The organism is Vibrio sp. E14 (assembly GCF_020515785.1).
Classification (GTDB): domain Bacteria; phylum Pseudomonadota; class Gammaproteobacteria; order Enterobacterales; family Vibrionaceae; genus Vibrio; species Vibrio diabolicus.
On record NZ_JAHPJI010000002.1, the window covers coordinates 131,034 to 156,834 of the forward strand.

The 25,801-nt window shown below is 41.1% G+C and carries 18 protein-coding genes; 14 read left to right on the forward strand and 4 right to left on the reverse strand.

Annotation, left to right across the window (positions count from 1 at the left end; all coding sequences use genetic code 11):
• The first annotated feature begins 395 nt into the window (after positions 1-395).
• The 12 genes from ubiG (at position 396) to yfaE (ending at position 16,763) form a co-directional block, all read left to right on the forward strand.
• Positions 396-1,103 carry a bifunctional 2-polyprenyl-6-hydroxyphenol methylase/3-demethylubiquinol 3-O-methyltransferase UbiG gene (ubiG, locus tag LIX84_RS05945; RefSeq protein WP_031780424.1) on the forward strand — a complete coding sequence of 236 codons (708 nt, stop codon included), beginning with the start codon at positions 396-398 and terminating at the stop codon, positions 1,101-1,103.
• Positions 1,104-1,604: 501 nt separating this feature from the next.
• A complete protein-coding gene (gene nrdA, locus LIX84_RS05950) occupies positions 1,605-3,887 on the forward strand; it encodes a class 1a ribonucleoside-diphosphate reductase subunit alpha (protein WP_005394788.1) in 2,283 nt (760 codons plus the stop codon).
• Positions 3,888-4,090: 203 nt separating this feature from the next.
• Positions 4,091-5,317: a hypothetical protein gene (locus tag LIX84_RS05955; protein ID WP_222133566.1), complete on the forward strand. Its 1,227-nt coding sequence runs from the start codon at positions 4,091-4,093 to the stop codon at positions 5,315-5,317.
• A 2-nt stretch (positions 5,318-5,319) separates the two neighbouring features.
• A complete protein-coding gene (locus tag LIX84_RS05960) occupies positions 5,320-6,945 on the forward strand; it encodes a hypothetical protein (protein WP_226420895.1) in 1,626 nt (541 codons plus the stop codon).
• A 2-nt stretch (positions 6,946-6,947) separates the two neighbouring features.
• Positions 6,948-8,840, forward strand: a complete 1,893-nt coding sequence (locus LIX84_RS05965; RefSeq protein ID WP_226420896.1) for a hypothetical protein — start codon at positions 6,948-6,950, stop codon at positions 8,838-8,840.
• Positions 8,841-8,863: 23 nt separating this feature from the next.
• Positions 8,864-9,181, forward strand: a complete 318-nt coding sequence (locus LIX84_RS05970; protein ID WP_226420897.1) for a hypothetical protein — start codon at positions 8,864-8,866, stop codon at positions 9,179-9,181.
• Entirely contained in the window at positions 9,174-9,572 is a 399-nt protein-coding gene (locus LIX84_RS05975; protein WP_047725737.1) for a hypothetical protein, read from the forward strand. Before LIX84_RS05970 ends, LIX84_RS05975 begins: the two co-directional genes overlap by 8 nt.
• Positions 9,572-10,015 (forward strand): hypothetical protein, encoded by a 444-nt coding sequence (locus tag LIX84_RS05980; protein ID WP_078231366.1) that lies wholly within the window; start codon positions 9,572-9,574, stop codon positions 10,013-10,015. The genes LIX84_RS05975 and LIX84_RS05980 overlap by 1 nt, the downstream gene beginning before the upstream one ends.
• The gene (locus tag LIX84_RS05985) at positions 10,015-12,201 is read left to right on the forward strand and encodes an ATP-dependent DNA helicase (protein ID WP_226420898.1); all 2,187 of its coding nucleotides are present in this window, start codon (positions 10,015-10,017) and stop codon (positions 12,199-12,201) included. Before LIX84_RS05980 ends, LIX84_RS05985 begins: the two co-directional genes overlap by 1 nt.
• A gap of 39 nt (positions 12,202-12,240) precedes the next feature.
• Positions 12,241-14,601, forward strand: coding sequence for a hypothetical protein (locus LIX84_RS05990; protein ID WP_226420899.1), 2,361 nt, complete (start codon positions 12,241-12,243; stop codon positions 14,599-14,601).
• 747 nt (positions 14,602-15,348) lie between these two features.
• Positions 15,349-16,482 carry a class Ia ribonucleoside-diphosphate reductase subunit beta gene (gene nrdB / locus LIX84_RS05995; protein WP_005376818.1) on the forward strand — a complete coding sequence of 378 codons (1,134 nt, stop codon included), beginning with the start codon at positions 15,349-15,351 and terminating at the stop codon, positions 16,480-16,482.
• Positions 16,482-16,763, forward strand: a complete 282-nt coding sequence (gene yfaE, locus LIX84_RS06000) for a class I ribonucleotide reductase maintenance protein YfaE (protein WP_226420900.1) — start codon at positions 16,482-16,484, stop codon at positions 16,761-16,763. The genes nrdB and yfaE overlap by 1 nt, the downstream gene beginning before the upstream one ends.
• A gap of 95 nt (positions 16,764-16,858) precedes the next feature.
• Here the strand turns inward: yfaE and LIX84_RS06005 are convergent, their stop codons facing one another.
• Entirely contained in the window at positions 16,859-18,091 is a 1,233-nt protein-coding gene (locus LIX84_RS06005) for a CinA family nicotinamide mononucleotide deamidase-related protein (protein ID WP_226420901.1), read from the reverse strand.
• A gap of 193 nt (positions 18,092-18,284) precedes the next feature.
• On the opposite strand from LIX84_RS06005, the gene LIX84_RS06010 reads away from it, so the two are divergent.
• Both LIX84_RS06010 and LIX84_RS06015 read left to right on the forward strand, forming a co-directional pair.
• The gene (locus tag LIX84_RS06010) at positions 18,285-19,187 is read left to right on the forward strand and encodes a DUF3943 domain-containing protein (RefSeq protein WP_226421144.1); all 903 of its coding nucleotides are present in this window, start codon (positions 18,285-18,287) and stop codon (positions 19,185-19,187) included.
• Positions 19,188-19,413: 226 nt separating this feature from the next.
• Entirely contained in the window at positions 19,414-19,926 is a 513-nt protein-coding gene (locus LIX84_RS06015; RefSeq protein ID WP_005394795.1) for a glycine cleavage system protein R, read from the forward strand.
• 78 nt (positions 19,927-20,004) lie between these two features.
• Here LIX84_RS06015 and nspC read toward each other — a convergent pair whose 3' ends face one another.
• From nspC to LIX84_RS06030, 3 genes are all read right to left on the reverse strand, one after another.
• Entirely contained in the window at positions 20,005-21,138 is a 1,134-nt protein-coding gene (nspC, locus tag LIX84_RS06020) for a carboxynorspermidine decarboxylase (protein ID WP_005394797.1), read from the reverse strand.
• 103 nt (positions 21,139-21,241) lie between these two features.
• Positions 21,242-22,486, reverse strand: a complete 1,245-nt coding sequence (locus tag LIX84_RS06025) for a carboxynorspermidine synthase (RefSeq protein WP_226420902.1) — start codon at positions 22,484-22,486, stop codon at positions 21,242-21,244.
• 18 nt (positions 22,487-22,504) lie between these two features.
• Positions 22,505-25,381, reverse strand: a complete 2,877-nt coding sequence (locus LIX84_RS06030; RefSeq protein ID WP_226420903.1) for a pyridoxal phosphate-dependent class III aminotransferase — start codon at positions 25,379-25,381, stop codon at positions 22,505-22,507.
• Between the last annotated feature and the right edge of the window lie 420 nt (positions 25,382-25,801).

Sequence of the window (25,801 nt, forward strand, 5' to 3'; positions counted from 1 at the left end):
TCACTTTCCCTCTCCTTTTATCAGGTTGTGAGCTTGGTTATGAATCAAATGTCGAGAATTTGCACACTCATCCCATATCTTTCTGATTAGTGGTTATATTTCGGTCAATATTGAGCAAAATCGGACTCTGTACGTATGGAACTTAGTTGAAATCGTTAATCCCAATATATCCACACAACGTCAAAAATGCCGGTTTTAGAGTATTGTCACTGGCACTAGTTCAAGGATGAACCAAAAACATGCAAGCCCTTTCAAAGTTACAGGAGCCTGTTGTTGCCGCACCAGTGAGCTCTGTCATGTCCCTTCACTAAGCACGTCGAGGTTGTTTGGTTATAAAACGTTGGAGTATACTGACGCCCTCTAAAGGACTCAGATTGAATGCAATAAAACCAATTATGACTAAAGCACAAAACGTCGACCCAAGTGAAATTAAGAAATTCGAGGACATGGCTTCTCGATGGTGGGATTTAGAAGGCGAGTTTAAGCCGCTTCACCAAATTAACCCACTTCGTTTGAACTATGTACTTGAAAAAGCAAATGGCTTGTTTGGCAAGCGTGCACTTGATGTCGGCTGTGGTGGTGGCATTCTTGCTGAAAGCATGGCGAAAGAAGGCGCTATTGTTACTGGACTTGATATGGGCAAAGAACCTTTAGAAGTCGCACGACTACATGCATTAGAAACAGGTACTCAACTGACCTACATTCAGAGCACAATAGAAGACCACGCTATAGAAAACGCAGGGACTTACGATGTCGTGACTTGTATGGAGATGCTTGAACACGTTCCAGATCCTCTCTCCGTTATCCGCTCTTGTGCTGCGCTAGTAAAACCTGGTGGTCACGTGTTTTTCTCAACCTTGAACCGAAACATCAAGTCATACTTGTTTGCTATTGTCGGTGCAGAGAAGCTTCTTAAGATTGTTCCTGAGGGGACTCACGAGCACGAGAAGTTTATCAAGCCTGCCGAAATGATGAAGATGATAGACCAAACAGACCTAACGGAAATGGGCATTACGGGCCTGCATTACAACCCTCTTAATGACAGTTACAAACTCGGCCGTAATGTAGATGTAAACTACATCGTTCATACTAAAAAATACTGAACGCCGTTATGTTAAAAAATGCGTTTTGTGATTGACATTTTTTGTAGAAAATGAATCGAAAGCGGTAGCACAAAGTTGCCGCTTTTTTTGTCTTTTTATGCCTAAAATTCGTGCTCTAGATTCCATTTTAACCAACCTATTTTTCGTAGATAAAAACGGCCAAAGATCAAGGAAAATATTTTTGCATGCGGTTATTTCTAAACCGATCTCAAAACCGTGCTTTTAACCATTCAAGTCTGCCCTTTTCTCATCGGTTAGTGTTCACTTACTGATTTTTTTCATTTTGTCAGTTATCCACAAGTCATCCCCGATCTGTACCTTGATAAATCAGTGTAATAGCACTATCTTGTAACCCGCAAACAAATGAACCCCTATATGTTGTGTTTAAGCGACAATATATAGATAGACTTTGATCACAAAGCCGCCGCAAGCTTTACTCATATTGCACATAAACAAACAAAAATACGGCTTTTATCAGTTTTCTTAGGGAAATAAAGCAGAATGAACCAACAACTTACCGTCACCAAGCGTGATGGCCGTAAAGAAAGTATCGATCTGGATAAAATCCACCGCGTTATCACTTGGGCTGCAGAAGGTCTAGATAATGTTTCGGTTTCTCAAGTAGAACTTCGCGCTCACATCCAGTTTTACGACGGCATCACAACGACAGATATTCACGAGACAATCATCAAGTCTGCGGCAGACCTGATCTCTGAAGAGACTCCGGATTACCAATACCTAGCTGCTCGCCTAGCGGTATTCCATCTGCGTAAAAAAGCGTATGGCCAATACGAGCCACCAACGCTTTATGATCACGTGTCTCGCCTCGTCGATATGGGTAAGTACGATCAACATATTCTAGAAGACTACACAAAAGCAGAACTCGACGAACTTGATGCGTACATCGACCATAAACGCGACCTAAACTTCTCATACGCGGCAGTTAAGCAGCTAGAGGGCAAGTACTTCGTACAAAACCGTGTAACGGGCCAAATTTACGAAAGTGCTCAGTTCTTATACATTCTTGTAGCAGCGTGCCTATTTGCGAAATATCCAAAAGCAACGCGTCTTGATTACATCAAGCGTTTCTACGATGCGACATCGACATTTAAGATTTCTCTACCTACGCCAATTATGTCTGGCGTGCGTACCCCTACTCGCCAGTTCAGCTCATGTGTTCTGATCGAGTGTGGCGACAGTCTTGATTCTATCAACGCAACAGCAAGCTCGATTGTTCGTTACGTATCTCAGCGCGCTGGTATTGGTATCAACGCTGGTCGTATCCGTGCATTAGGCTCAGAGATTCGCGGTGGTGAAGCGTTCCACACTGGCTGTATCCCGTTCTACAAATACTTCCAAACCGCAGTAAAATGTTGTTCGCAAGGTGGTGTTCGTGGTGGCGCAGCGACTGTATTCTACCCAATGTGGCACGGCGAAGCTCGCTCCCTAATGGTGCTTAAAAACAACCGTGGTGTTGAAGAGAACCGTGTTCGTCACATGGACTACGGTGTACAGCTGAACAAACTGATGTACCAACGTTTGGTTGAGGGTGGCAACATCACACTATTCTCACCTTCAGACGTACCAGGTCTATACGACGCATTCTTCGAAAACCAAGAAGAGTTTGAACGTCTATACGTGAAGTACGAGAACGATCCTTCAATCAAGAAAGAAACGGTTAAAGCGATTGAAATGTTCACTCTGCTAATGCAAGAGCGTGCATCAACAGGTCGTATCTACATTCAGAACGTGGACCACTGTAATACTCACAGCCCATTTGATTCTGAAGTAGCGCCAGTTCGTCAATCGAACCTATGTCTAGAAATCGCACTGCCAACGAAACCATTAACTAACGTTGAAGATGACTCGGGCGAGATCGCACTATGTACGCTTTCTGCCTTCAACCTTGGTGCTATCAAGTCTCTAGATGATTTCGAAGAGCTATCTGATCTTGTTGTTCGTGCGCTAGATGCACTGCTTGATTATCAAGATTACCCTCTACCAGCGGCATACAAATCGACGATGAACCGTCGTACGCTAGGTGTTGGTGTGATCAACTTCGCTTATTACTTAGCGAAACATGGCGTGAAATACTCTGACGGTAGCGCAAATGGCCTGACTCACCGTACGTTCGAAGCAATGCAGTACTACCTACTAAAAGCATCGGTAGAACTGGCGAAAGAGCAAGGCAAGTGCCCTTCATTCGACGAAACGAACTACGCGAAAGGCTTACTGCCGATTGATACGTACAAGAAAGATATCGACCTAATTTGTGACGAAGCGCTGCACTACGACTGGGACAGCCTACGTAAAGAAATTATGGAGCACGGCCTACGTAACTCAACACTGACTGCGCTAATGCCTTCTGAGACTTCTTCTCAGATTTCAAACGCAACTAACGGTATTGAGCCACCACGTGGTTATGTTTCAGTAAAAGCTTCGAAAGACGGTATTCTGAAGCAAGTTGTACCTGAGTTCACTGAACTTAAAGACAACTATGAACTGCTTTGGAACATCGGTTCGAACGACGGTTACCTACATCTTGTGGGTATTATGCAGAAGTTTGTTGACCAAGCTATCTCTGCTAATACTAACTACGATCCGTCACGCTACGAGACTGGCAAGGTACCAATGAAGAAACTACTTCAAGACCTGCTAACCGCGTACAAGTTTGGTGTGAAAACGCTTTACTACCATAACACTCGTGATGGCGCAAAAGATGAACAGAAAGACGCTGTTCAACCACAAGATGACGATTGTGCTGGCGGCGGTTGTAAGATATAACTGGTGTGTTTTTATATATGTAACATTTTTTGTGGTTAACTAAAAAATGTTTTTATTAAACAATTACTTATAATGGCGTCCTTGTGACGCCTTTTTTTTATTTTAAAGTGAAAATATTTCACGCTACTTGAATATGTAACATTTAAGATATAACCTAAAACCCATAAGGATATTTCACCTTACATGGATATGTAACATCGCTTATGAGATACAAAGTCAAAAACATTCGTCACCCTAAATATGATAATCAACTCCTTCCAATGCTGGTTGATACCGAGGATTGCGACTGCCCACTCCCATCGGCTGCGCTATGGGGATTCGATTTGTGGCATAGCAAACCGCTAAATACAGTAAAAGCGCGATTACGTGACTTAGCTGTTTTCTATGAGTATGTCGATAGACATCATCCCTCATTTTTCGAAGATGCCGCAGCCATTAAAATTCTCAGCCATCGGCAAATTACGGCTATAAGCTCAGCTCTATTAGTGAATTACAATTACACTGTTGATGATGGTGTAGTGGTCAAACCGTCCACCTTTAATCGTCGAATTGACTCTATATCACAATTTTTAAGTTTTCATTATTCTCGTTATGTTAATAGATTGAATGACTTGGAACGTATGGATGACCGACAAAAACATGTTTTTGCGATGATCGGACGGTTTAGGAAAAAACGCTACTCCAAGACAGAGATAGAAATCCATACGAACCAAGCTAAGTCATTATCAGTCGAGGAAGTGAACATAATTAGGGATATTGTAAGACCCTCGACTATAGACTTTTTTAATGAAGTAAACCCTTTTAGCCCAGAACTTCAAAGAAGAAATGCTTGTGCGATTCTATTACTCATTGAGCTAGGTTGCCGTGCTGCTGAGCTAGTTTTAATTAAAAACAACGACGAGCATCTGAAACTAACAACCAATCCAACTGTGGTGATTACCACAGAAGATAAAAACAGTAAAAGTTTTCGGGGTCGAGCAGACGGAGCTTCGCATAAAACCTTAGGGCGAGAATTGCCCATATCTCAAGGTTTGTCGAACTTAATTATTGATTATATTGAAGAAGATAGACCTAAGCTACGTAAACCATTTAATGATCAATTAACAGACTACCTATTTGTAAGTAAATCAGATGGGGGAGCAATGACTACCGATGGGCTATCATATTTGATCGACAGCCTTTATCGAAAAATGCCTGAACTGGTTAACACTATTCATCCTCACCGCTTACGAGTTACTAAAGGGATTGAAGTTCGCGATGCCGTTGATAAAGATTATGAAGGTTCCAACTCTCCAATGACTAAATCGGGAGATATGCAAGATACATTAACGACTTGGGGCGGTTGGTCTTCAACCAGTAATATGCCTAAGCACTATACAAAAGGGCTTCTACAAAGAAAGCTATCTGAATATTTAGCAAAGAGTGAATAAATATGGGGCATGCGGCTACACAATATTTATCAGAAGATTCATTTGATCCTTATTCTCAAGTATATGATTTCGTCTCAAGCTTAAATGGTGATTGTGACCCTTTCCCATCTCAGATTGAAACTTATTTTGGACAAACTGTTCAGTTACGGGATCTAAGTGGACGTTTGTTGAGTAGAATTCAGCTAATCAACGTAGGTAAAGGCCATGATTTTTATAACTTAAGTGATCATTATTCTGGCGATACTTACCTCGACTACATCGCTGCTAAATGTTGGATAGATACAGCAATTGAAAGATCTCCAGCTTCAATTAATCATATCTCCGAAGGTTTTAACGTATTACAAGGTATTAGCTTTACCGAAGATACCTACTCAAATGAAAGAAAATTTGCGAAAGAACTAGGCAGAAAACTATCTTCAGTTATCCTCAAAAATAAGGATAATCAGCGAGCTTTCTTATCTATTAGACAATTTGTTAAGTACGGTATCGCCAATGATTACTGGGGCTTTACAGATGAGTTAGAACTAAAAGTTTCTGAAGTCGCGGTTAAAGCGATTGGACGTAAAGAGCGCGTATCTATGTTAGATCATGAATATGGCCCCTTCACTCGCTCAGAAATTTCTCAAATAACAACAGCAATACAGGATGAAAAAGTTAAGACTGAGTTTCGCGTTTTAGTTGGATTAGCCAAAAGATTTGGACTTAGACCTATACAACTAGCTTTACTACGTGAAGACGATATTTATTACGATAAAAAGAAGCTAGCTTGGTATATTCTGATCCCACGAGTAAAGGGGCGTGCCGCACAATTGCGTAGAACCGAAGGGAACTTTACTGTTCGCGAATTGCCAGTAGAGTTAGCAGCAGAGATTAATCAATTAATTCAAGACCATTCCAACTTAGTTGAAATGGATGCAGACGGTAAAGAACTTCCGAGACCATTATTTAAAGCAAAAAAAGTTAATAGTGAATTCTTAAAACATAAGCTATTGGCTCCTTATGCATGGCATGTCAACTCAAAAAGAATCACTTCCACATTTGGCATTGAAATTCCTCAACTATTGCAATTAAAGTCTGTGTATTGCAGGGATGAAGACGGTAATCCTTATCTACTTAAAATGAACGCCTATCGTTTCCGTTATACGTTAGGCACTCGCATGGTGATGGAGGGCAAGACACCTGAAGAAGTTGCGTTAGCTCTAGACCATTCAACAACAGCATCAGTACAGCACTATTTTAAATACAATCAAGATCTTATTGATTTTATCGATGATACGTTTGAAGTATCTACTGCTCTAAAAAATGCCGCTTTACGATGGCAAGGTTATTTTATCGATGAAGACGATAATCTTGAAGGTAGCCTAATTCGTGTATCGGATGTTCTCTCTATTGGGAAGTGTTTAAAAAAGACCTTATGTGAATATCATCCAACAGTGAGTTGCTATGGCTGTAGCCGCTTTAGACCCTTCAAGGACGCTAATCATCAAAAACAACTAGAAGTAATCGAGAAAGAAGTCGAATTTGTCAAAAATAATTCAACAGGAGCGGTTCAACATCAGTTAAGCGAAGCATATGAAGGTGCTTTACAAATTGTTGAAGCTCAAAAAATTATGAGGGGTGAAAAATAACGATGAACCCTATCGATTTTCGCTCTCAAAAAGTAAAGAAGGCTCTACAAACACTAATAGACCGTGTTCATGAAGAGAGGAATTTAGCACAAGTTGACTTCGACACATTAGTGTCGAAAGGAACCATAAAAGGTCAATGGGATGAGAGCGGTTGGCAGTATCGCGGTCGCACTATCTATTTTAGAGGATGTCTTGATATAAATGGAGCAATCGTTACTTCCCATACAAAAATTGAAGATAGCGTCTTGATGCAAGGGATATGGGGAGACATATATCGCCTTTTTACACTACATAGTATTAAAAAACACAAATCTGGAAATGAACGAACTATTCCAGGCTTACTTAGTCGTATCGCCTGGCTAGGAACTTCACTAAACTTTGATGAAAACGCATTACTATCAATGGATCAAAGTAAAATTGATGCCCTAATACCATTACTACAAACCTATTATGAAAAGCCCAGAGGCACCTTTGAGCGTTATAAAGACTCGGTATCTTTTATCAAGAATTTTGTAGTTAAGAAGAGCTTTTGTAAGACCTTTGTGCCTAAAGTTAACATGAAAAACCCTGCATTGGAACGTAATGACGTAACCACGAATACAAAAAAGGAAGCTCATAAAGAAAAACATGTTGAAGATATTGGTCTGTACTTTGGGCGCATAAAACAAAAATTTGATGCGGCTAAACGCCTTGTCGAATCAGGCGGTACACCAGAATACTTTCAACCAAAAGATGGATATGATGAGCTTAGATTGCTAGCTACACCTTTTATGGAAGGTCTAGGGCTACGTATCGGAGAAGTACTTCGTCTTCACAAAGATTGCCTTGGGTTCGATGAAGACAGACAGCGTTATTTCCTCAGAGTGCCAGTCGAAAAAGGGGAACTTGCTTTCGCTAAGTCTATCCCTAAAATTTGGGAAAAAGTGATAGTAGATGCCCATGCAAGAATCCTTGAAATAACAAAGCCTCACCGAGACTTTGCTCGTAAAGTTGAGCAAGAAGGTGCACAAGCATTTATAAATTCATTTACCTTTCCAGATCGACCTGAGAATTTTGAGAATGCTCTCAAGGAACATGGATATGACCCCGATCTTCATTTTGCTCGTAGTGAAATAGGCACAAGTGGTGACATACATGTTTCGGGACTAACCGTAAGTTTGTTGAGAGAAAGTAAAGCTATCCAGGGTCGATACTCACAATCAATTGTCGGTAAATTAAAGTGTAAGTATGGTGACGAAAGAGCCGCAAGACAAAGAGTCATTATCTCAAAAGAAGAGCTTAGCAAACTTTGTTTGAAAGAGTATGAAGACACCAAAAGGATGGTGTATCGAGCTAATGATAACGTTGATGCAAAAGAAGAGATTGTATCAACCTCCTATACAATTGATATGCCTTTTAGTGAATTTTTGTTTATTGCTAAGAATGATACTTTTGACGCAGGGACAAAATCTCATGGCTTAATTCCATGTCCTTTGACATATAGGGCTTACACTCGATGGATAAACAATGACGAAAAAGGAAGCCGCCATAAAACGATATTCGAAAACTACGATATTAAAGATGAAAACGGTGACGTTGTTTCTTTGAATTCACATCAAATACGCCACTGGGTTACTACAGCCCTAATTCGGGCGGGAAAAAACGAATCAGCAATTGACCTATGGATGGGGCGAACGCCTGGACAAACAAGACATTACGACCATCGAACAGCGAAAGAACGAGCTGAGGCAATGCGTAAACGGTATATGTCTGAAAATCCACCCGATGATGTTCTGGGCAGACGCATAAAGCGTATGAGAAATAATAACGTTTCGCTAGATGAAATAGAGACAGCTCTAAATCACACCATGTCTGCTGTTCATTACACCCCTTGGGAACTTGCGACAGAGATTTAGACGTATCACCGTGTCAAAAAGGAATGATGTGTCTACGGGGTAATGATGGTGAAACATGCAATCATTTTGGAATAGATCCAACCGATAAAGAAGCTCTAGTTAATATTCACAATACAAAGGTTCATTATGAAAATCAGCTAAGTGCGCTATTGCCAAACTACGATGAGCTTTCATTGAAACTGAATAACCAAGAACCTCTAGACCAACATGTACAGTTTTGTATAGACACGATAAACGGTTGCATTGCTGCACTAAAAGCCTATGAAAACGCAGAAAAAAATGAAGCTCATAAAATTCCTATCGTTCAAATATTTAATCCAGAGAATATAAAAGATGAGTAAGGCTCCAGAGTGGCAAACTATTGCGCTGAGTAGTTTAGAGTTTTTTATTAAAAACCCAGAGTATAAGCACGAATTTGGACATGATTACATTGCTGACAGATGTGGTGTAACTCGTATGACTTTGAATCGCAACACACCATATATGAAGCGGTATAAAGAAGTCAGAGAATTTCTGCGAGGATATAAAACCGTAGATCCTTCGCAAGGAGCAACGCCTATTGATGGCTACAAGGAAAAGTATGAAGCACAAAAGGAAGCGAATCAGGAATTGACCCGTAAGATTGAAGCCCTTCAATTACGCTTAAATGACTGTTATCAAATGCTGGAAGATCAAGGTATTGACCCTGAGTTTATTTATCCGACAAAGCTGAAAAAACATAAGGAAAATTAATGGCGAATCCTCAAGCAGAAGTTAATTACCAAAAGTTCATAACATTTGTGAGAGAGCGAGAATCTGAGGGAGATTGGGAAGATTATCGCTCTAGAGACAATCACAGTTTGAACAAACAAGCTATCGCTAAAGAATGTGGCTTTGACAGGAAAAGAATTAATGAAAATTCTAAAATCATTGAAAAATTTGATGAAGTCGTCACTGATTTATTAAAGAAAGGGATACTCACCAAGGATTCAAGAACTGGTACAGACAAGGTAAGTGAAAAATCTGCCGCTATCTCAAATAGTGTAGATAAAAAGACTCTGAAATTTGCTCAGGAATGCAATGCTGCACTAGAACAAGAACTTAGCGAAACCAAAATTCAGCTTCAAAAAACTGAAGAAAAACTGAAGCATCTAGAAGTGATTGAAAGCTACATGATGGAAACAGGACGCTTGTAATGGAGCAATTCTCTGGTGATGTGCAAATTCGTTCCATTCGTAGTAAAGGGGCAAAGGGAGGAATTATATTTTCTGCTGTAACTCTTTGTGATAGTCCCACGCGTTTTGTCATTAAAGCTGGATTTGATGTAGCACCCACTCCTTCAATATTCAAAGAAAAGCATTTTTGGCATGTCGAAGGCACCGTAGAAAAACAAAAAATAACGTGGAAAGATGGCACGTCAAAGGAAGAAAAAGTCATAAAACCCACAAAGATATCTTTTGTTAAGGCTGCAAACGAAAATTTAAAGAGACTCCTGTCAGAATCCAAAGTATTCAAAGGGATAAGTGGAGTAAAGGCTGAAAAACTAGTGTCCTTTTATGGCGACGAACTATACCAAATTGCGGCTAATAATGATGCTGATAGGCTGACCCCAATCTTAGGCGCACACGTTGCTCAGACGTTGATCGATGGTCTGAATGCGTATCAAGAGTTACATTGTCTAAAGCTATTAGACGACTTAGGTGTACCAGCATATGTGGGTGAATCTGTCTTAAAAATATGGGGGCTAAGTGCTTATGACAAGATTAAAGCTAATCCCTATGTGCTTGTAATGTTTATGGCGAGTTTAGAAGCCCTGGATGAGTATGCAATAAATCGGCTTGGCTTTAAATCTGACTCCCCAGAACGCCTTGTAGCGTATGCAAAAGAAACACTTTATGAAGGATTCAAATCAGGTAACACGTGCCTACCGCTTGCAGAATTAAGGCAGAAACTAAGAAGAAAAATTGGTGACTTAGCCCTGACAGCTATTGATATCTCGATTGAAGATAAAGAAGTAATTGTTGACGAAGACATAGCGCAGGTCAGAAGCATGGATATCGTTGAATCAGGTGTCGCTTCAATAATATCTAGTCTTACTAAATATCCATTAAATCCAATTGTTAGCAAGCATATTGATGCCATTATTGCGCAATACGAATCACGAGTTGGTTTTGAGCTTACTGAAGAGCAACAACATGCAGTATCGATTTGTACTGCTGCCAGACTATCTGTCCTGACAGGCGGTGCTGGATGCGGCAAAACAACCGTACTTGAAGCTATCTGTTTCGCATTGGAAAGTTTAAAACTGACTAGCAAAATCTATTTGATGGCATTGTCTGGAAAAGCCGCCATGAGAATTACGGAGGCTACAGGACGTCAAGCCATGACAATTGCAGCGTTCATGTATCACGTCAATCAGGATGACATTCCAGAGGATGCTACATTCATCATTGATGAAGCGTCCATGATAGATATTCTTTCTATATATCAATTACTAAAAAGAATTCCAAGTAATGGGAGAATTATACTGACGGGAGATGAAGAACAGTTACCACCAGTCGGAATCGGTCTTATTTTCCATGCTCTCGTTGGTGTAGAAAATATTTTCAATCCTAACCTGACATCGGTTAAGCGACAGTCAGACGCCTCTGGCATACCTACGGTAGCAAACAAAGTGAGATGCTATCCAATGACGAGAGAACCCATCCCTTTCGCTCCCTATAAAGGTATTGGGCAAGGCGTTAGTTTCGTTCAGTGTAGCAACGCAGATATTGAGACAGAATCATTGCGGCTATACGAAGAATTAGGTGGAAACGGTGAAAATAATGATGTCCTTCTCTTGTCTGCAATTAAATCCTCCTCAGGCGGCGTTCTAAGCCTAAATACGCTCATACATGACAAGTTTTCCAAGGGAGATGCTATAGAGTTTACAGATACCGAATATGGAACAGTACAACACGCTATAAATGGTAGCACCTTGAGGGTTGGTGAGCTTGTCATGTATACAAGAAACGATTATTCCAAAGGGATTAGAAATGGCTCTATTGGTAAGATAATTAATTCAACCAATCAAGGTGTTTTTGTGAACTTTGAAGGTACACAAGTAACATTAAACCCATTAGAATTAAAGCACTTAGAGCATGCATACGGACTAACAGTTCATAAAAGCCAAGGTAGTCAATTTGAGCGTGTAATCGTTGTGATTAAAAAGTCTAGAGTCATTGATAGACATCTAATATATACAGCGTTAACCAGAGCCAAGCACCAAGTCGTTTTTGTTGGAGATATGTCGGTTCTATACGAAGCTCTTCTTATCTCAAAGGCTTTTAGCCGCCATACAAAGATATCAAAATTTATAAGTAAAGCATTAGCAACTGACTAGTGCCAAAGGGAAAGCAGAAACTGTCTAGGATTTATTAGGATGTATGAAATTACTTTAACCACACAACTCATAGCCATTTTTACTGCTTTCGCTGCATTCACGATGCCTATAGCGCTAGAGCTGATCAATCGCGTTAAATCGAAGTTTGGTTCTCCTTTTTATGTCGATACCGTTGAAAAAATCTTAGGCTTTAAAATCACAGGATTTATTAAACAGCTATTTATTTTTATCCTTATCTTCACTGTTTACAGCCTACTATCTTCCGTAGCAGACTCAAAGCTAAACAATATTAATGACTATTTCATCATTACTGAAATGTTATTTTTCTCTTGGTCAATAATACTTCTCTATAGAGAGTTCACCTTTTTAAGAGTGGTTTATGAAATAACAAAATCTGATTTTTTAGTTGAAGAATATATATTTAATAAATTAAAAAATTCGAAAGCCAATGAGCCAATTCAAGAAGAAATATATGATTTAATGAATATGCTTATTCAGATAGCACAGTATAATATAGAATTTTCTAAAGTTAGCATCCAAAAGAAAACACACAGTAAAATTATCAAATTCATTGATGATAGTTGCAAAAACAATGAAGATAATATAAACATGGACATCGTCGCTTATTTTTTAGAACAGTTCCCCAAGATCATATCACGTAGCGATAAATGTGATAAAGAAGAAATATTAACAGCACAGCACTCTTACGCCTTTCAGTTAGTAAACTACTTAGAATCAAAAAATAACAACTCGAAGAATATATCAACGACTAGTTTGTACTTTGAAACATCTAAAGAACTTAGTAGAAATGAAGATTCTTTATCTACTGCTGACTTTTTAGTATCTGTATCTATCTTCTTGATAAGAAAACCTGCCACTATTTATTTTATTGATAATTATGTAAAAACATTACTGGATTTATTAATTGATAAAAAACCAGAACTGGTATGTGTTTTAATGGAAAACTATAGAAATATACACAACTTTGACAGCTATTTTTCTGATGAAATGTACCATTTAATGTCTGAATATTTATGGAAAGAAACTCCCTATCCCGACAATAAGTTTAAAGATGTAAAACATATAATAAAAAAATTTGAATCAGACTTTCTAATAGAGAGAACAGGTGAATTCCATGAAGAAGTTCTAACCTTCTTAGATGATATCAAAAATAGTAATTGGTTCCAAAGTGCAAACATAGAAGAAACGGCTAAACTTGAAAGCCTTATCGATGACATAAAGCAAGAATTCATCAAAGGACTAGGTATCTCATTAGCCAAAGCTCTGGGAATACGTGCAATATCAAGGTTATCAGAAAAACACAATTGGAAAGAGATTTTATTATGCCTCAATTATTTCGACTTTTCTGGTACTGATGTCCATATGCTAGGGACACGGATTTATCCTAATTCATATAGCGAAATCATTTCATCATTGGTAAATTCTCTGTCATTCAAGCACCTATCTAGTGTAAGAAAAGATGACCTTAACTATATAAAATCCATTCCATTATTAATTATGCAGCAAATATATTCTCACAAAATTGGGGATACAACACCTAACTTTGATGAATTAGATAAAACGGAAATAGATCTAAGTAATTTAACGCTTAGAGAAGTTAACTCATGTAAGAAGAAGTTGGAAAAGGCTAGGTATTATGCTAATTCCGAAAATTATGCTTATGCATTTTGTGACTTTCACAACTTACATAATGAGACTTATAGCATTCACGAATCTTCGTTAAAAACTCTAGATTCTCTAATTGAAAATATAAATGATAAAATCAAATACATTGAAGAAAAGCAACCTATATCTAGACATCAAACAAAGAGATTTGAACAAGAATTTATTGAATCAGAATTAAATAGTCTGGCTCTGATGCCTTTATTGAAATTCTATGAAAAAAGTAAAAAAGAGAGTAAACATAAATATGAATACAAAGAAACCTTCGAGCGCAAGGATTTCATGGAAGATACAGGGACTCATTTTTCTTTTAAGCATTCATATATTATGAAAGATATACATACAAAGCTATTATATAATCTTATCGTTAAGAAAGGAAAATTAATAGAAACATTTATTCCAGACGAATTGCAAAGCGGTGATTACCTAATAATATCATCCGCCGATAGAAATGATATGAGTGAAATGACAGGTGCAAGCCTGCGAAATTATAGTCAAAACAATAACTTCACATTATTAACACTGCCGTACCAATCGAGTTTAGGAAAATATTATATTTATAGAGAAAAACGAGATGGCTCACTTTTAACTCTAAATACAAACTGTACTTCTGAGGATATTAATGAGCTTTATCGTAGTACTTTAAACGTAGAATTTAATGATATTAATGGTTCTATTGAGGTTATAAAATCAGCTAGTATAGAATTAAATTTTTAGCATTATTGTTCCAGTTATAAAACCCTTACTAAAATCTATTACTGAGCTTTTTTCTAAAAACTTGGTTGTTTTTGAGAAGAAGCGATAACATTTTTCCGTAGAAATATACAATATAGACTAAGTAAACCTACCTATTTAATGGCTTAAGAATCACTAATCCATTAATGGCGAGATCAGCTTCCTCTATGACACCAACCTCCTCACTGACGTCACGTTTTTGCGAACGGTGATGGGAAGGTCAAAAAGCGTGCGGCTAACTGAAATTGTAAAATCTTGCGCAAACAGCATATCACAGCAGTCACATCTTAAAATCATGAAGCAAGTTAGTTCCATGACTCCTAGAAATAGTGCTATCTCTAGCTCAGCACTTTTCTAACTTCAAACATGTAACATTTTGTCCTATTGACTGACGAATACTGACGTTTGTCCTCATCGACATTTGTGTAACATACCTGATAGAGATTAAATCTGATTTTAGTCAAATTATGTTTATATTATGGGTGAGGTTCATGTTACAATGAGAACATTATACATTACCTTGCTGCTATAGGGTTGTAAGAGGTAGGCTGGATAGGTTTAATTATTTGTTGCATATGGGCTGAATGACATGAAACCGACCCACCCACTCGATGTTACATTCAAAACTCGCAGCATAACAAGATTTAATCTACCCGCACCTAACACTCCGTAAAGACAGACTATCGATAACCTCCCCTTATGGGGAGGTTTAAAAGGAATTGAGGCATTATGGCTTACAGTACTTTTAACCAAAAAAAGAATGACCAGTTGAAGGAACCAATGTTCCTAGGTCAATCAGTAAACGTTGCACGCTACGACCAACAAAAGTTTGAGATTTTCGAAAAGCTTATCGAGAAACAACTTTCTTTCTTCTGGCGTCCAGAAGAAGTAGACGTATCTAGCGACCGTATCGATTACAACAAACTGCCAGATCACGAGAAGCACATCTTCATCTCTAACTTGAAGTACCAAACGCTTCTAGACTCTATCCAAGGTCGTAGCCCTAACGTGGCACTGCTGCCGCTTGTGTCTCTGCCGGAACTAGAGACTTGGATTGAGACTTGGTCTTTCTCTGAAACGATTCACTCTCGTTCTTACACGCACATTATTCGTAACATCGTGAACGACCCTGCTGTGGTATTTGATGATATCGTTGAGAACGAGCACATCCTGAAGCGTGCAAAAGACATCGCGCACTACTACGACGATTTGATTCAAGCGACGAATGATTACCATCGCTACGGTGAAGGTGAGCATGTCCTTAACGGTGAAACGGTTAAGGTTAGTCTGTACGATCTTAAGAAGAAACTGTACATCTGTCTGATGTCTGTGAACGCTCTAGAAGCGATTCGTTTTTACGTAAGTTTCGCATGTTCTTTCGCTTTCGCAGAACGCGAACTAATGGAAGGTAACGCGAAAATCATCAAACTGATTGCACGTGATGAAGCGCTTCACCTGAACGGTACGCAACACATGATCAACCTGCTACGTAACGGTCAGGATGATTTCACTTTCATGCAAATCGCAGAAGAAGCAAAACAAGACTGTTTTGACCTATTCAAAGAAGCGGCTGAGCAAGAAAAAGAGTGGGCAGAGTATCTATTCAAAGATGGCTCGATGATCGGTCTAAACAAAGACATCCTAAGCCAATATGTTGAATACATCACCAACATCCGTATGCAAGCAGTAGGTCTACCTGCAGCTTATCCAGAAGCAACAACCAACCCAATCCCATGGATTAACGCTTGGTTGTCTTCAGATAACGTTCAAGTTGCACCTCAAGAAGCGGAAATTTCTTCTTACCTTGTGGGTCAAATTGACAATGAAGTTCGCGCAGACGACTTCGAAGGATTCGAGCTGTAATGGCAACACTCAAAATCAACAAACTCATCAGTATTGAATCCAACCCTTCCAATACAATTTTGGAAACAATGGAGCAAGGTGGCTTATTACCAGAATACAACTGTCGTGATGGGCACTGTGGCGCTTGTCGCTGCAAGTTGGAATCTGGTGAAGTGGAGTATGTTGGTTTTGCCATGGCTTACACGCAAAGTGATGAGATATTACCTTGTATCTGTAAAGCAAAATCGGATTTGTCACTCAGTGGCGTTAACTACGCGATGAAAGAAAAGCAGCGCGCATAACGTGACTCGACGGTATAAAACGCAAAAGCCAAGGTGATTACCTTGGCTTTTTTGTATCTACGTGTTTTATCTCTCAGGCTGTTATAGGTCTCTGGTTATAAAGCACTACCTGGGAGATGCATCTCTTTAACTTTCTCTAAAAATGCATAATGTGCAAACATCGGTTTACGTTCTAGGTAGCGACGCAACAAGTCTAGTGCTGCCGTACTGATCACTTTAACTTGGTCATTACGCGGATACTTTTTCGAGAGTTTATATAATGCTCCCCACTCGCCTGACGGTGTCGATAAAGCGACGGAAAAAACACCCTCTTCAATATGGCCAGTGACGAGTGATAAATCCGTCCCACACTTCTCTCGCGTCGCTCCTGCCAGAGCAAACGTTTCTGCTAATGGGTCTCCGCTGTTGCTCATCGCTTGAGTCTGGCTTGGTAGTACCCAACCATGTCCAAGTTGCCTTTCAGCGTTTTCATCACTATTTAACCAATAAGTTAAGTATCCACCACTGCTTTTTTCGGAAACCGACACGGTTAACTCTTTATCCATCAACAGCTGGCCGACATTTTCAACCATAGGTAAATCAATACTAACGGTATTGCTTTCAAGATGCTTATTGATCATCTGTACCAACTTCAAACGTTGTTCAAACTGTTCAGAAGGGCCAAAGAGTTTCACTTCTATAAAAGGTAAGTAAGAGCGATAACCAAGCTCATACCCTTGAGGAAGTTTTAGCTGATCAAGCTTGTCCGAGATGCCGGATTCGGAAAGGCCGAACGTATAGATTCGACTACAACATGAACCTTGCACCTCCGGAAAAGCTCTTCTCAGATCAGGCAAAATTTGCGTCTCTGCCATAAGCTTAAATTCACTTGGCACACCCGGCGTAAAATAAAAAATGGCATCATTAATCAGCATCTTGAAACCACAGGCCGTGCCTATCGGGTTATCCAGAATCTCAGCCGTTTCTGGTAGCATGGCTTGTTTTAAGTTACTGTCTGGCATTGGGATGCCACGTCGAGCATACAAACTTTCTAGATGCTGCAACCACTCTTTGAAAAGCACGAGTTTACACTCAGCAGCTCTCGCGGCGGCGGCCGCACTCATATCATCGGTCGTTGGCCCTAAACCACCATTCACGATCACCACGTCATTGTTGAAGCTCAACATTAAAAACTCTTCAACCAAGCTCGACAGGCTATCACCAACCGTTGAGCGCTTTGTTAAGCCAAATCCATGTTGATAAAACAGGCTAGACAACCATGCCGCATTAGTATCAACAATATCACCGTGGAGCACTTCCTCACCGGTACTAAGCATTGCTATTTTCACAACTGACTCCTGAACATAAGCACAATCCTATTATTCGTTATAGTGCTTATTTTTCTTTTTATTTGGACGAATCTCGACGAGATATATTGGGACTAAATAAGGATCAAGTATTTAAATGGTTGATGTTTTGAGGGATAATTGCGAGCCCGATCATCACACCATCAACTCGGAGACCTTTGTGTCAAAATCATCCATGTTCAAGAAAACTCTAACTGGCCTTTTCTTGACTTCGTCAGCGCTTGCGCACGCAAGTCAGTACGATATGACCAGTCATACGGAGTTTTCTTACACACCTGATTGCTTGTCAGGTTACTGCGAAACGACGACTCTGTACACCTTCGAGTCTCAAAATCGCGGTCTTATGTTTGAACAGAATGATGATGATTCATTAAATCTTGATGCAGGGCTTCAGCCTAAACATCTCATTATCCCTCAAGATAAAGACTGGGATTACCTCATGGGTCAAACCTACACCATTCTTGGCTTGAGTATCGCAACCGTTGGTATGATGACTTTCCTTCCAGAAAGTATCACTAAGTGGGACGAAGAAGACCGAGACATGAGTAAGCTGGGTCAAAAATGGAAAGATAATGTCTCTGACGGGCCTGTTTGGGATCGTGATGAACATGTCCTCAACTACATCATGCACCCTTATTTTGGCGGCGTTTACTACACAGCCGCGCGCCACGCTGGCTATAACGAGTTTCAGTCGTTCTTGTACTCCGCAACCATGTCAACGTTCTTTTGGGAGTACGGAGTAGAGGCATTTGCAGAAGTGCCATCTTGGCAGGATATTTTTATCACACCATTCTTTGGTGCTGTGGTTGGCGAAATGATGCTCACTGCTGAGCAAGATATTGTAGCAAACGGCGGCGAAGTCATGGGCTCTGAAACCGTCGGTGATGTATCACTCTTCTTCCTAAACCCTGTTGGGCATATCCATTATTGGGTAACCGATGCGTGGGGCGGTAGTGCAGAGCTACAATTTAATTCATCACCTTGGTTTGGTAATCAAGACGTCGCAAAATTCGCAATGGACGCAGGCGCCAACTACGACAGCCAATTTTACGGTGTCGAACTAAAAGTAACATTTTAGCCTTGACTTGAGTTGATACTCAGTAGAAAAGCAGCCTTATGATGGCTGCTTTTTTGTGCCCTAAACATCGTTTTAATTATTTGCTTCACGAATTAGTGTCAAAAATTGACTTTCATCAAACATAACCCTCTCCTAGCACCTACACTAAATAAAAGGATTTATTCCAATAACTTAAGTAGCACGTTTATTCGTACTGCGTCCAAACCTTATTCCAGGAGGGGACATTATGAACACCGTATTTATTGTTAATTTTGTCGGACAAGCGTCACCCGCAACTATCAAAGAACTCGCAGCAATTACTCATGAAAATGGCGGTAAATGGCTGATAAGCAAAGTAAACTTTATTGAAGATCAAGTTGCAGGTGTCATCAAAGTAGAGCTTCCAAGAGAAAATGCCGACATCGTTAAAGAGGCGTTCTCTTCATGTCAAACTCTTGTGGTTAGGTTCGTTGACTCGGATCCTCACTCGCATCGTGAAGACACTATCTTTCAGCTTCGCTTAGATGCCAACGATAGAGCAGGTATTGTGAATGAAATTACTCACGTTCTCGATAATCAAGGCATTTCAATTCTAGATATGGATTGCCAACGCGTATTCATTGCAGGCGGCGGTGGGGTAAGCTCCAGCTTATTCAGCGCAAAAATGGCGATTAAATTGCCTAGCGAGCTAGAGATTGAGGACGTGGCTAATGAGTTAGAATCTCTGAGTGAAGACACTCGTGTAATTGTAGAAAGCTAACTGCATACCTTTAACGCTTCCCCAATAAAAAAGAGCAGCAATTCAGCTGCTCTTTGTCGTTCTAATACTCAATACGTTTTATTTCACCGACCACTGAGATAGTGAACGTTTGAAATCAGAGTAGTCAAATTCATTCAGTTTTTGAATGTCACCATTCGAGCGTTCACAGTAAACCGAAGGCATACGTAGACCGTTAAACCAGTTCAGTTTCACCATGGTGTAACCTGCACTATCTAGAATGTGCAGACGCTGTCCGATCTCGAGAGGCTGTTCGAAGTTCGCCACGCAAAACTGGTCACCAGCTAAACAAGAGCACGATCCAATCACGTATTCATGTTCACCGTTTTCAGATGCTTCAAGAATTGACGCTGGCTCGTTGTAGATAAGCGTATCCAAACGGTGGGCTTCTGTTGCCGAATCGACAATCGCCGTCTTCTTTACATTCTCCACAATATCAACCACTGTTACGACAAGATCGGTTGTCTTAGTGATGATCGCTTCACCCGGCTCTAGATACATTTGTACGCCGTGTTTCTCTGAGAATGCTTTAAGCGCTAAACCCAACTTCTCGATGTCGTACCCCGGCCATGTGAAGAACACGCCGCCACCCATGCTTACCCAGTCCAGCTTATCTAGGTACTCACCAAACTGCTCTGAAATAGCATCGAGTAAGCCGATAAACGCATCCACGTCTTTGTTCTCACAGTTCATGTGGAACATTACGCCATCAATACCATCAAAAATTTCCGGCTTGATGTGATCAGCCTGAACACCAAGACGAGAGAATTGACGAGCAGGGTTTGCTAAGTCTTGCCCTGCGTAGCTCACACCTGGGTTTAGTCGCAAGCCAATCGATGCTTTACCTTCGACAATATGACGATAAGCCGCTAGCTGTGACTGAGAGTTAAAGATCATCTTGTCACAGATGTCCGCCACATCGCGAACGTCATCTTCGCTGTAACCCACACTGTATGCGTGTGTCTCACCACCGAACGTTTCGTAGCCAAGCTTCACTTCAAACGGGCCAGAACTTGTTGTTCCGTCTAGGTAAGGCTTGATGATGTCGAATACACCCCATGTTGAAAAGCACTTCAGTGCTAATACAAGCTTCACACCAGAGATGTCTTTTAGCTGTTTTGCTTTCTCTAGGTTCTCAATCAGCTTGTCTTCATTGATCATGAAGTATGGCGTTTTTAGTTCGTTTTGTTGCATTTTGATACCTTACGTCCCTTCGCTTTAGCAAAGGCACTATAAAATCGAACAAAGCCGACGCAAGTGCATCGGCTTAAACGTACAAATAAGAGTCGCTAAATTCTTACTTCAATTTATGGATAACAGGTTGTCCTGGCTCCAGTTCTTGAACATGCCAATCTAGACCAATCGATGGCATGGTTTCTAGGAATGGGTCTGGATCTAGCTGCTCCATGTTGAACACGCCTTTGTCTGCCCACTTACTACGGAAAAACTGCAAAGCCGCGGTGATCGCAGGTACGCCAGTGGTGTATGAGATAGCTTGGTGTTCAACATCTTCGTATGCAACTTCGTGATCTGCGTTGTTGTAGATGAACACACTGCGCTCTTTACCGTCTTTCTTACCTTGAACCCAAGTACCGATACACGTTAGGCCAGTGTAACCAGGTGCGAGAGATGTTGGGTCTGGCAGCAACGCTTTAAGCACGTGCAAAGGTTGAACAACCGTGCCGTCGTGCAGCGTTAGTGGATCTGGGCTGAGTAGACCGATGTCACGCATCACATTGAAGTAATTTAGGTAACGGTCACCGAACCCCATCCAGAACTCAATGCGTTTCGCCGGGATGAACTCTTGCATAGATCGAACTTCGTCGTGCGCCATTGAGTACACTTTATGTGAACCACAGTTCGGGAATTCAAACTCAAGCATACGTGAGTGACAAGGTACTTGTTTCCACTCGCCGTTTTCCCAGTAGAAGGAATCACCTTGAATCTCAAGCATGTTCGTTTCTGGGTCAAAGTTAGTTGCGAACTTCTTACCGTGGTCACCTGCGTTTACATCCATTACGTCGATAGTATCGATTTCATCGAACAGATGCTTCACCGCGTATGCAGCAAACACCGATACTACGCCCGGATCGAAACCAGCACCAAGAATACCTGTGATACCCGCCTCTTCAAACTTCTCACGGTAGCCCCACTGCCAATCGTAAGCTTGAGGTACTTGTTGGCCTTCAGAACACAAATCAACCGCAACAGATGTATCAAGGTATGACACTTTAGCTTGGTAACATGCTTCCATAATAGACATGTTCACCCAAGGAGGACCCGCGTTGATCACTAAGTCAGGCTGCACTTCTTTAATTAAAGCAACTAAAGAATCTACGTCGTCCGCGTTTACCGCACGAGCTTCTAGTTTCTTAGTTGAATCTTTCAGATTGTTTTTCTTCTGAATCGATTCGATGATTTTCTCACACTTACCTACGGTACGTGATGCGATTGTGATATCACCCAGAACGTCGTTGTTTTGTGCTGCTTTATGTGCAACTACCCAGCCAACGCCGCCTGCACCAATCTGTAGAATTGCCATAGTTTTCCGTTACCTTTGTTAAACTAGCTCTGCCGCTAGCGTATTGATTTTTGAGAGCAAAGATTCAAAGTCCGCCGTCGTCAGACACGGGTTCAAAATCGTAAATTTAAGCGCGGTTTTATCGTCGACAATGGTTTCACCCAATACCGCGATACCGCGTGTTAACGCTTCTAAGCGCAACGTTTTGTTCAGTTCGTCAAGATCCGCTGATTCATGTGTCGCGCGGAACAGAACCGTAGATAGTGATGGTTCAGCCAACAACTCAAAGTGTTTGTTATCTCGAATCATGTCCGCAACTTCAAGCGTCTGATCAAGTAAATGATCGTACATATCACCTAGGGCTTTTGGCCCCACGCTTTGCATCGTCATAAACACTTTTAGCGCATCAAAACGCTTAGTTGTAGCAATAGACTTATCCACCAAGTTCGGTAGTTCGTCGTGTTCGCGGTTCAAGTAGTCTGCATGATGAAGCAGGAATTTAAAGTTAGACTTGTCATTCACCAACAGCGCACCACAACTGATGGTTTGGTAAAATAACTTGTGGAAGTCTACGCTGATGGAGTGTGCACGCTCACAACCTTTCAGACGGGCTTTTTGGCTACTTAGAATCAGAGCTCCACCGTATGCACCGTCGACGTGCATCCACATGTCATGTTTCGCTGCCATATCGGCGATAAAGTCTAGGTCATCAATAGCACCGTGATCCGTTGTGCCCGCTGTGCCGACAATTGCAAATGGGATCAAACCTTCTGCTTTTGCCTGATTTAGAACTTCGTCTAACTTAGTGACATCCATCGTTCCATCGGCATTAGCATCGACGGTCATAACCGCTTTTTCACCCAATCCCATCCAAGACGCTGATTTTTGAACCGTGAAGTGGGATTTTTTCGAACATACAATACGCAGCTTGTCTGCGTATTCAGGAAGGCCAAGCTTTTGAATTGAGTGCGCACTGAGTTTGTCAGCAATCCAATCACGCGCAAGCATCAAACCCATTTGATTACTTTGCGTGCCGCCGCTCGTGAAGATACCGTCCGCTTTTTCACCTAACTCGTATTTATCGCATAGCCAGTTCACAACTTTCTGTTCAACATAAGTCGCTGATGAAGCTTGATCCCATGAGTCCATTGATTGGTTCAAAGCCGCAATCATTGCCTCTGCGGCAATAGCAGGCATCAACGGTGGAGTATGAAGGTGAGCGATACAATCTGGATGTTGAGTAAAAATCGCGTTTTTCGCGACCAACTCGGCTGCATCATCAATAACCGTTTTGAGAGGCGCATTTTTATTGTCAAGATCAACAGCATGGATCGCTGCTTCCAATGCTTTTGGATCCATACCTGAGTATGGTGCAGCAACCTGTTCAAACACTGATTTCATTGCTGTCGTAGTGTGATTCATCACCGAAGCAAACTCATTGCTGCCCAACTCTCCAGTGTGGATGAAATGCTTCTTCCATTCATCTTGTGGCTGAGTTTCGATGTGACTACCGCCGGCTGCTAAAATCGCGTCTTCAAATACACGTAAAGCAAAGTCGATTTGCTCAAACGAGATGATAAGAGGAGGAAGGAAGCGAATTACTGCACCTTCACGTCCGCCTTTCTCAACGATCAAGCCACGCTCAAGTGCTGCGCGTTGAATGGAAAGAGTGAGTTCACTATCCGCTTGAGGTTCGCCAAATTTATTGAGCTCACCGTTTGGATTTTTAATCTCCACACCAAGCATCAAGCCTTTGCCACGTACTTCTGCGATACAGTTCACGCGCTTTTGAATGCTTTCAAGACCATAGCGCAAATACTGGCCCGCAATATTGGCATGCTCAACCAGATTGTCACGCTGGATGATTTCTAATGCTTTCGCACCAGAGACCATGGCTAACTGATTGCCACGAAACGTACCTGTGTGTTCGCCCGGCTTCCAAGTATCATGCTGCTTGTTGATAACCAATAGCGACATTGGTAAGCCACCGCCAATAGCTTTTGATAAACACAGGATATCTGGAACAATTCCCGACTCTTCAAATGCGAAATTGTAGCCAGTTTTACCAACACCACACTGGATCTCATCGAAGATCAGTAAGATACCGTGTTCATCACAAATACGACGTAACTCTCGCAGCCAGAATGCTGGCGCAGGAACAACACCACCCTCACCTTGCACTGGCTCAACGATGATCGCAGCAGGCTTCATAATGCCCGATTCATCATCGTTTAAAAGACGATCGATATAACGAATGCTTGCTTTCGCACCTTCATCACCGCCAAGCCCAAATGGACAACGCAGATTGTATGGGAAAGGCATAAAGTGCACATCTGACATTAAACCAGTTCGACGCGCTTTCGTACCTAGGTTGCCCATCATGCCCATTGTGCCGTTAGTCATACCATGATATGCGCCACGAAAAGCAAACATGGTGTTGCGACCAGTAGTCTGCTTCGCGAGTTTGATCGCGGCTTCAACTGCATCGGCTCCAGACGGACCACAAAATTGGATAACGCTGTTCTCACTTAACTCTTGAGGAAGAAAAGATTTAACAGATTGAATAAACGTCGTTTTTGCTGATGTTGCAATATCTAGCGTCTGATATGGCAGACCCGAATCTAATTGCTCTTTCAGAGCTTGGTTGATTTCAGGATGGTTATACCCCAAAGCTAGAGTGCCCGCCCCCGCAAGGCAGTCTAAAAAGAGCTGTCCACGTGTATCTTCAACCAAGCAACCAAAAGCTTGTTTGATTGCGATTGGCAAGCGACGTGGATAAGAACGTACTTCAGATTCATGCTCAGCCTGATCAATCAATACTTGATCTGGCGTTAAGTCATACGTTCCCTCAACGATAGGAACCTGAGACGAAAAAATGTTTGCGATATTGCTATCGACTTCAAAGGCAGTGCTCATACTACATAATCCCTTGAATTATAATAATTCTATATCCTGTATTAATAATCATTGGAATGAAGTTACAGGAGGTGTGTATACCCCTCCGCATTTGTCAGTGCAAAATGACAAATACAGATCATCTGCCACGATATTCGTGACTTTATATGTAAAAGGGATTAATCAAGGTTCTGTAATGCACCCGTTTTGTAAAACAGGACATTTCGGCAGTATGAAGCTGATTAGTGTGTGTTTATTCAAAGGTTTCAATGTTGGGTTTCCCATTAATATGCCGCTTTTACAGCATTAGTATCCCGTCTATCGACAAAAGGCTTTGCCGATACCTACCCTACGCAGTGTCACAATCAGCTTGAATGGTCACTACGCGTATCCCCCAGAGATCAAACGTTGTTAATTACGCTCCGAGATTGCGCGCGAATT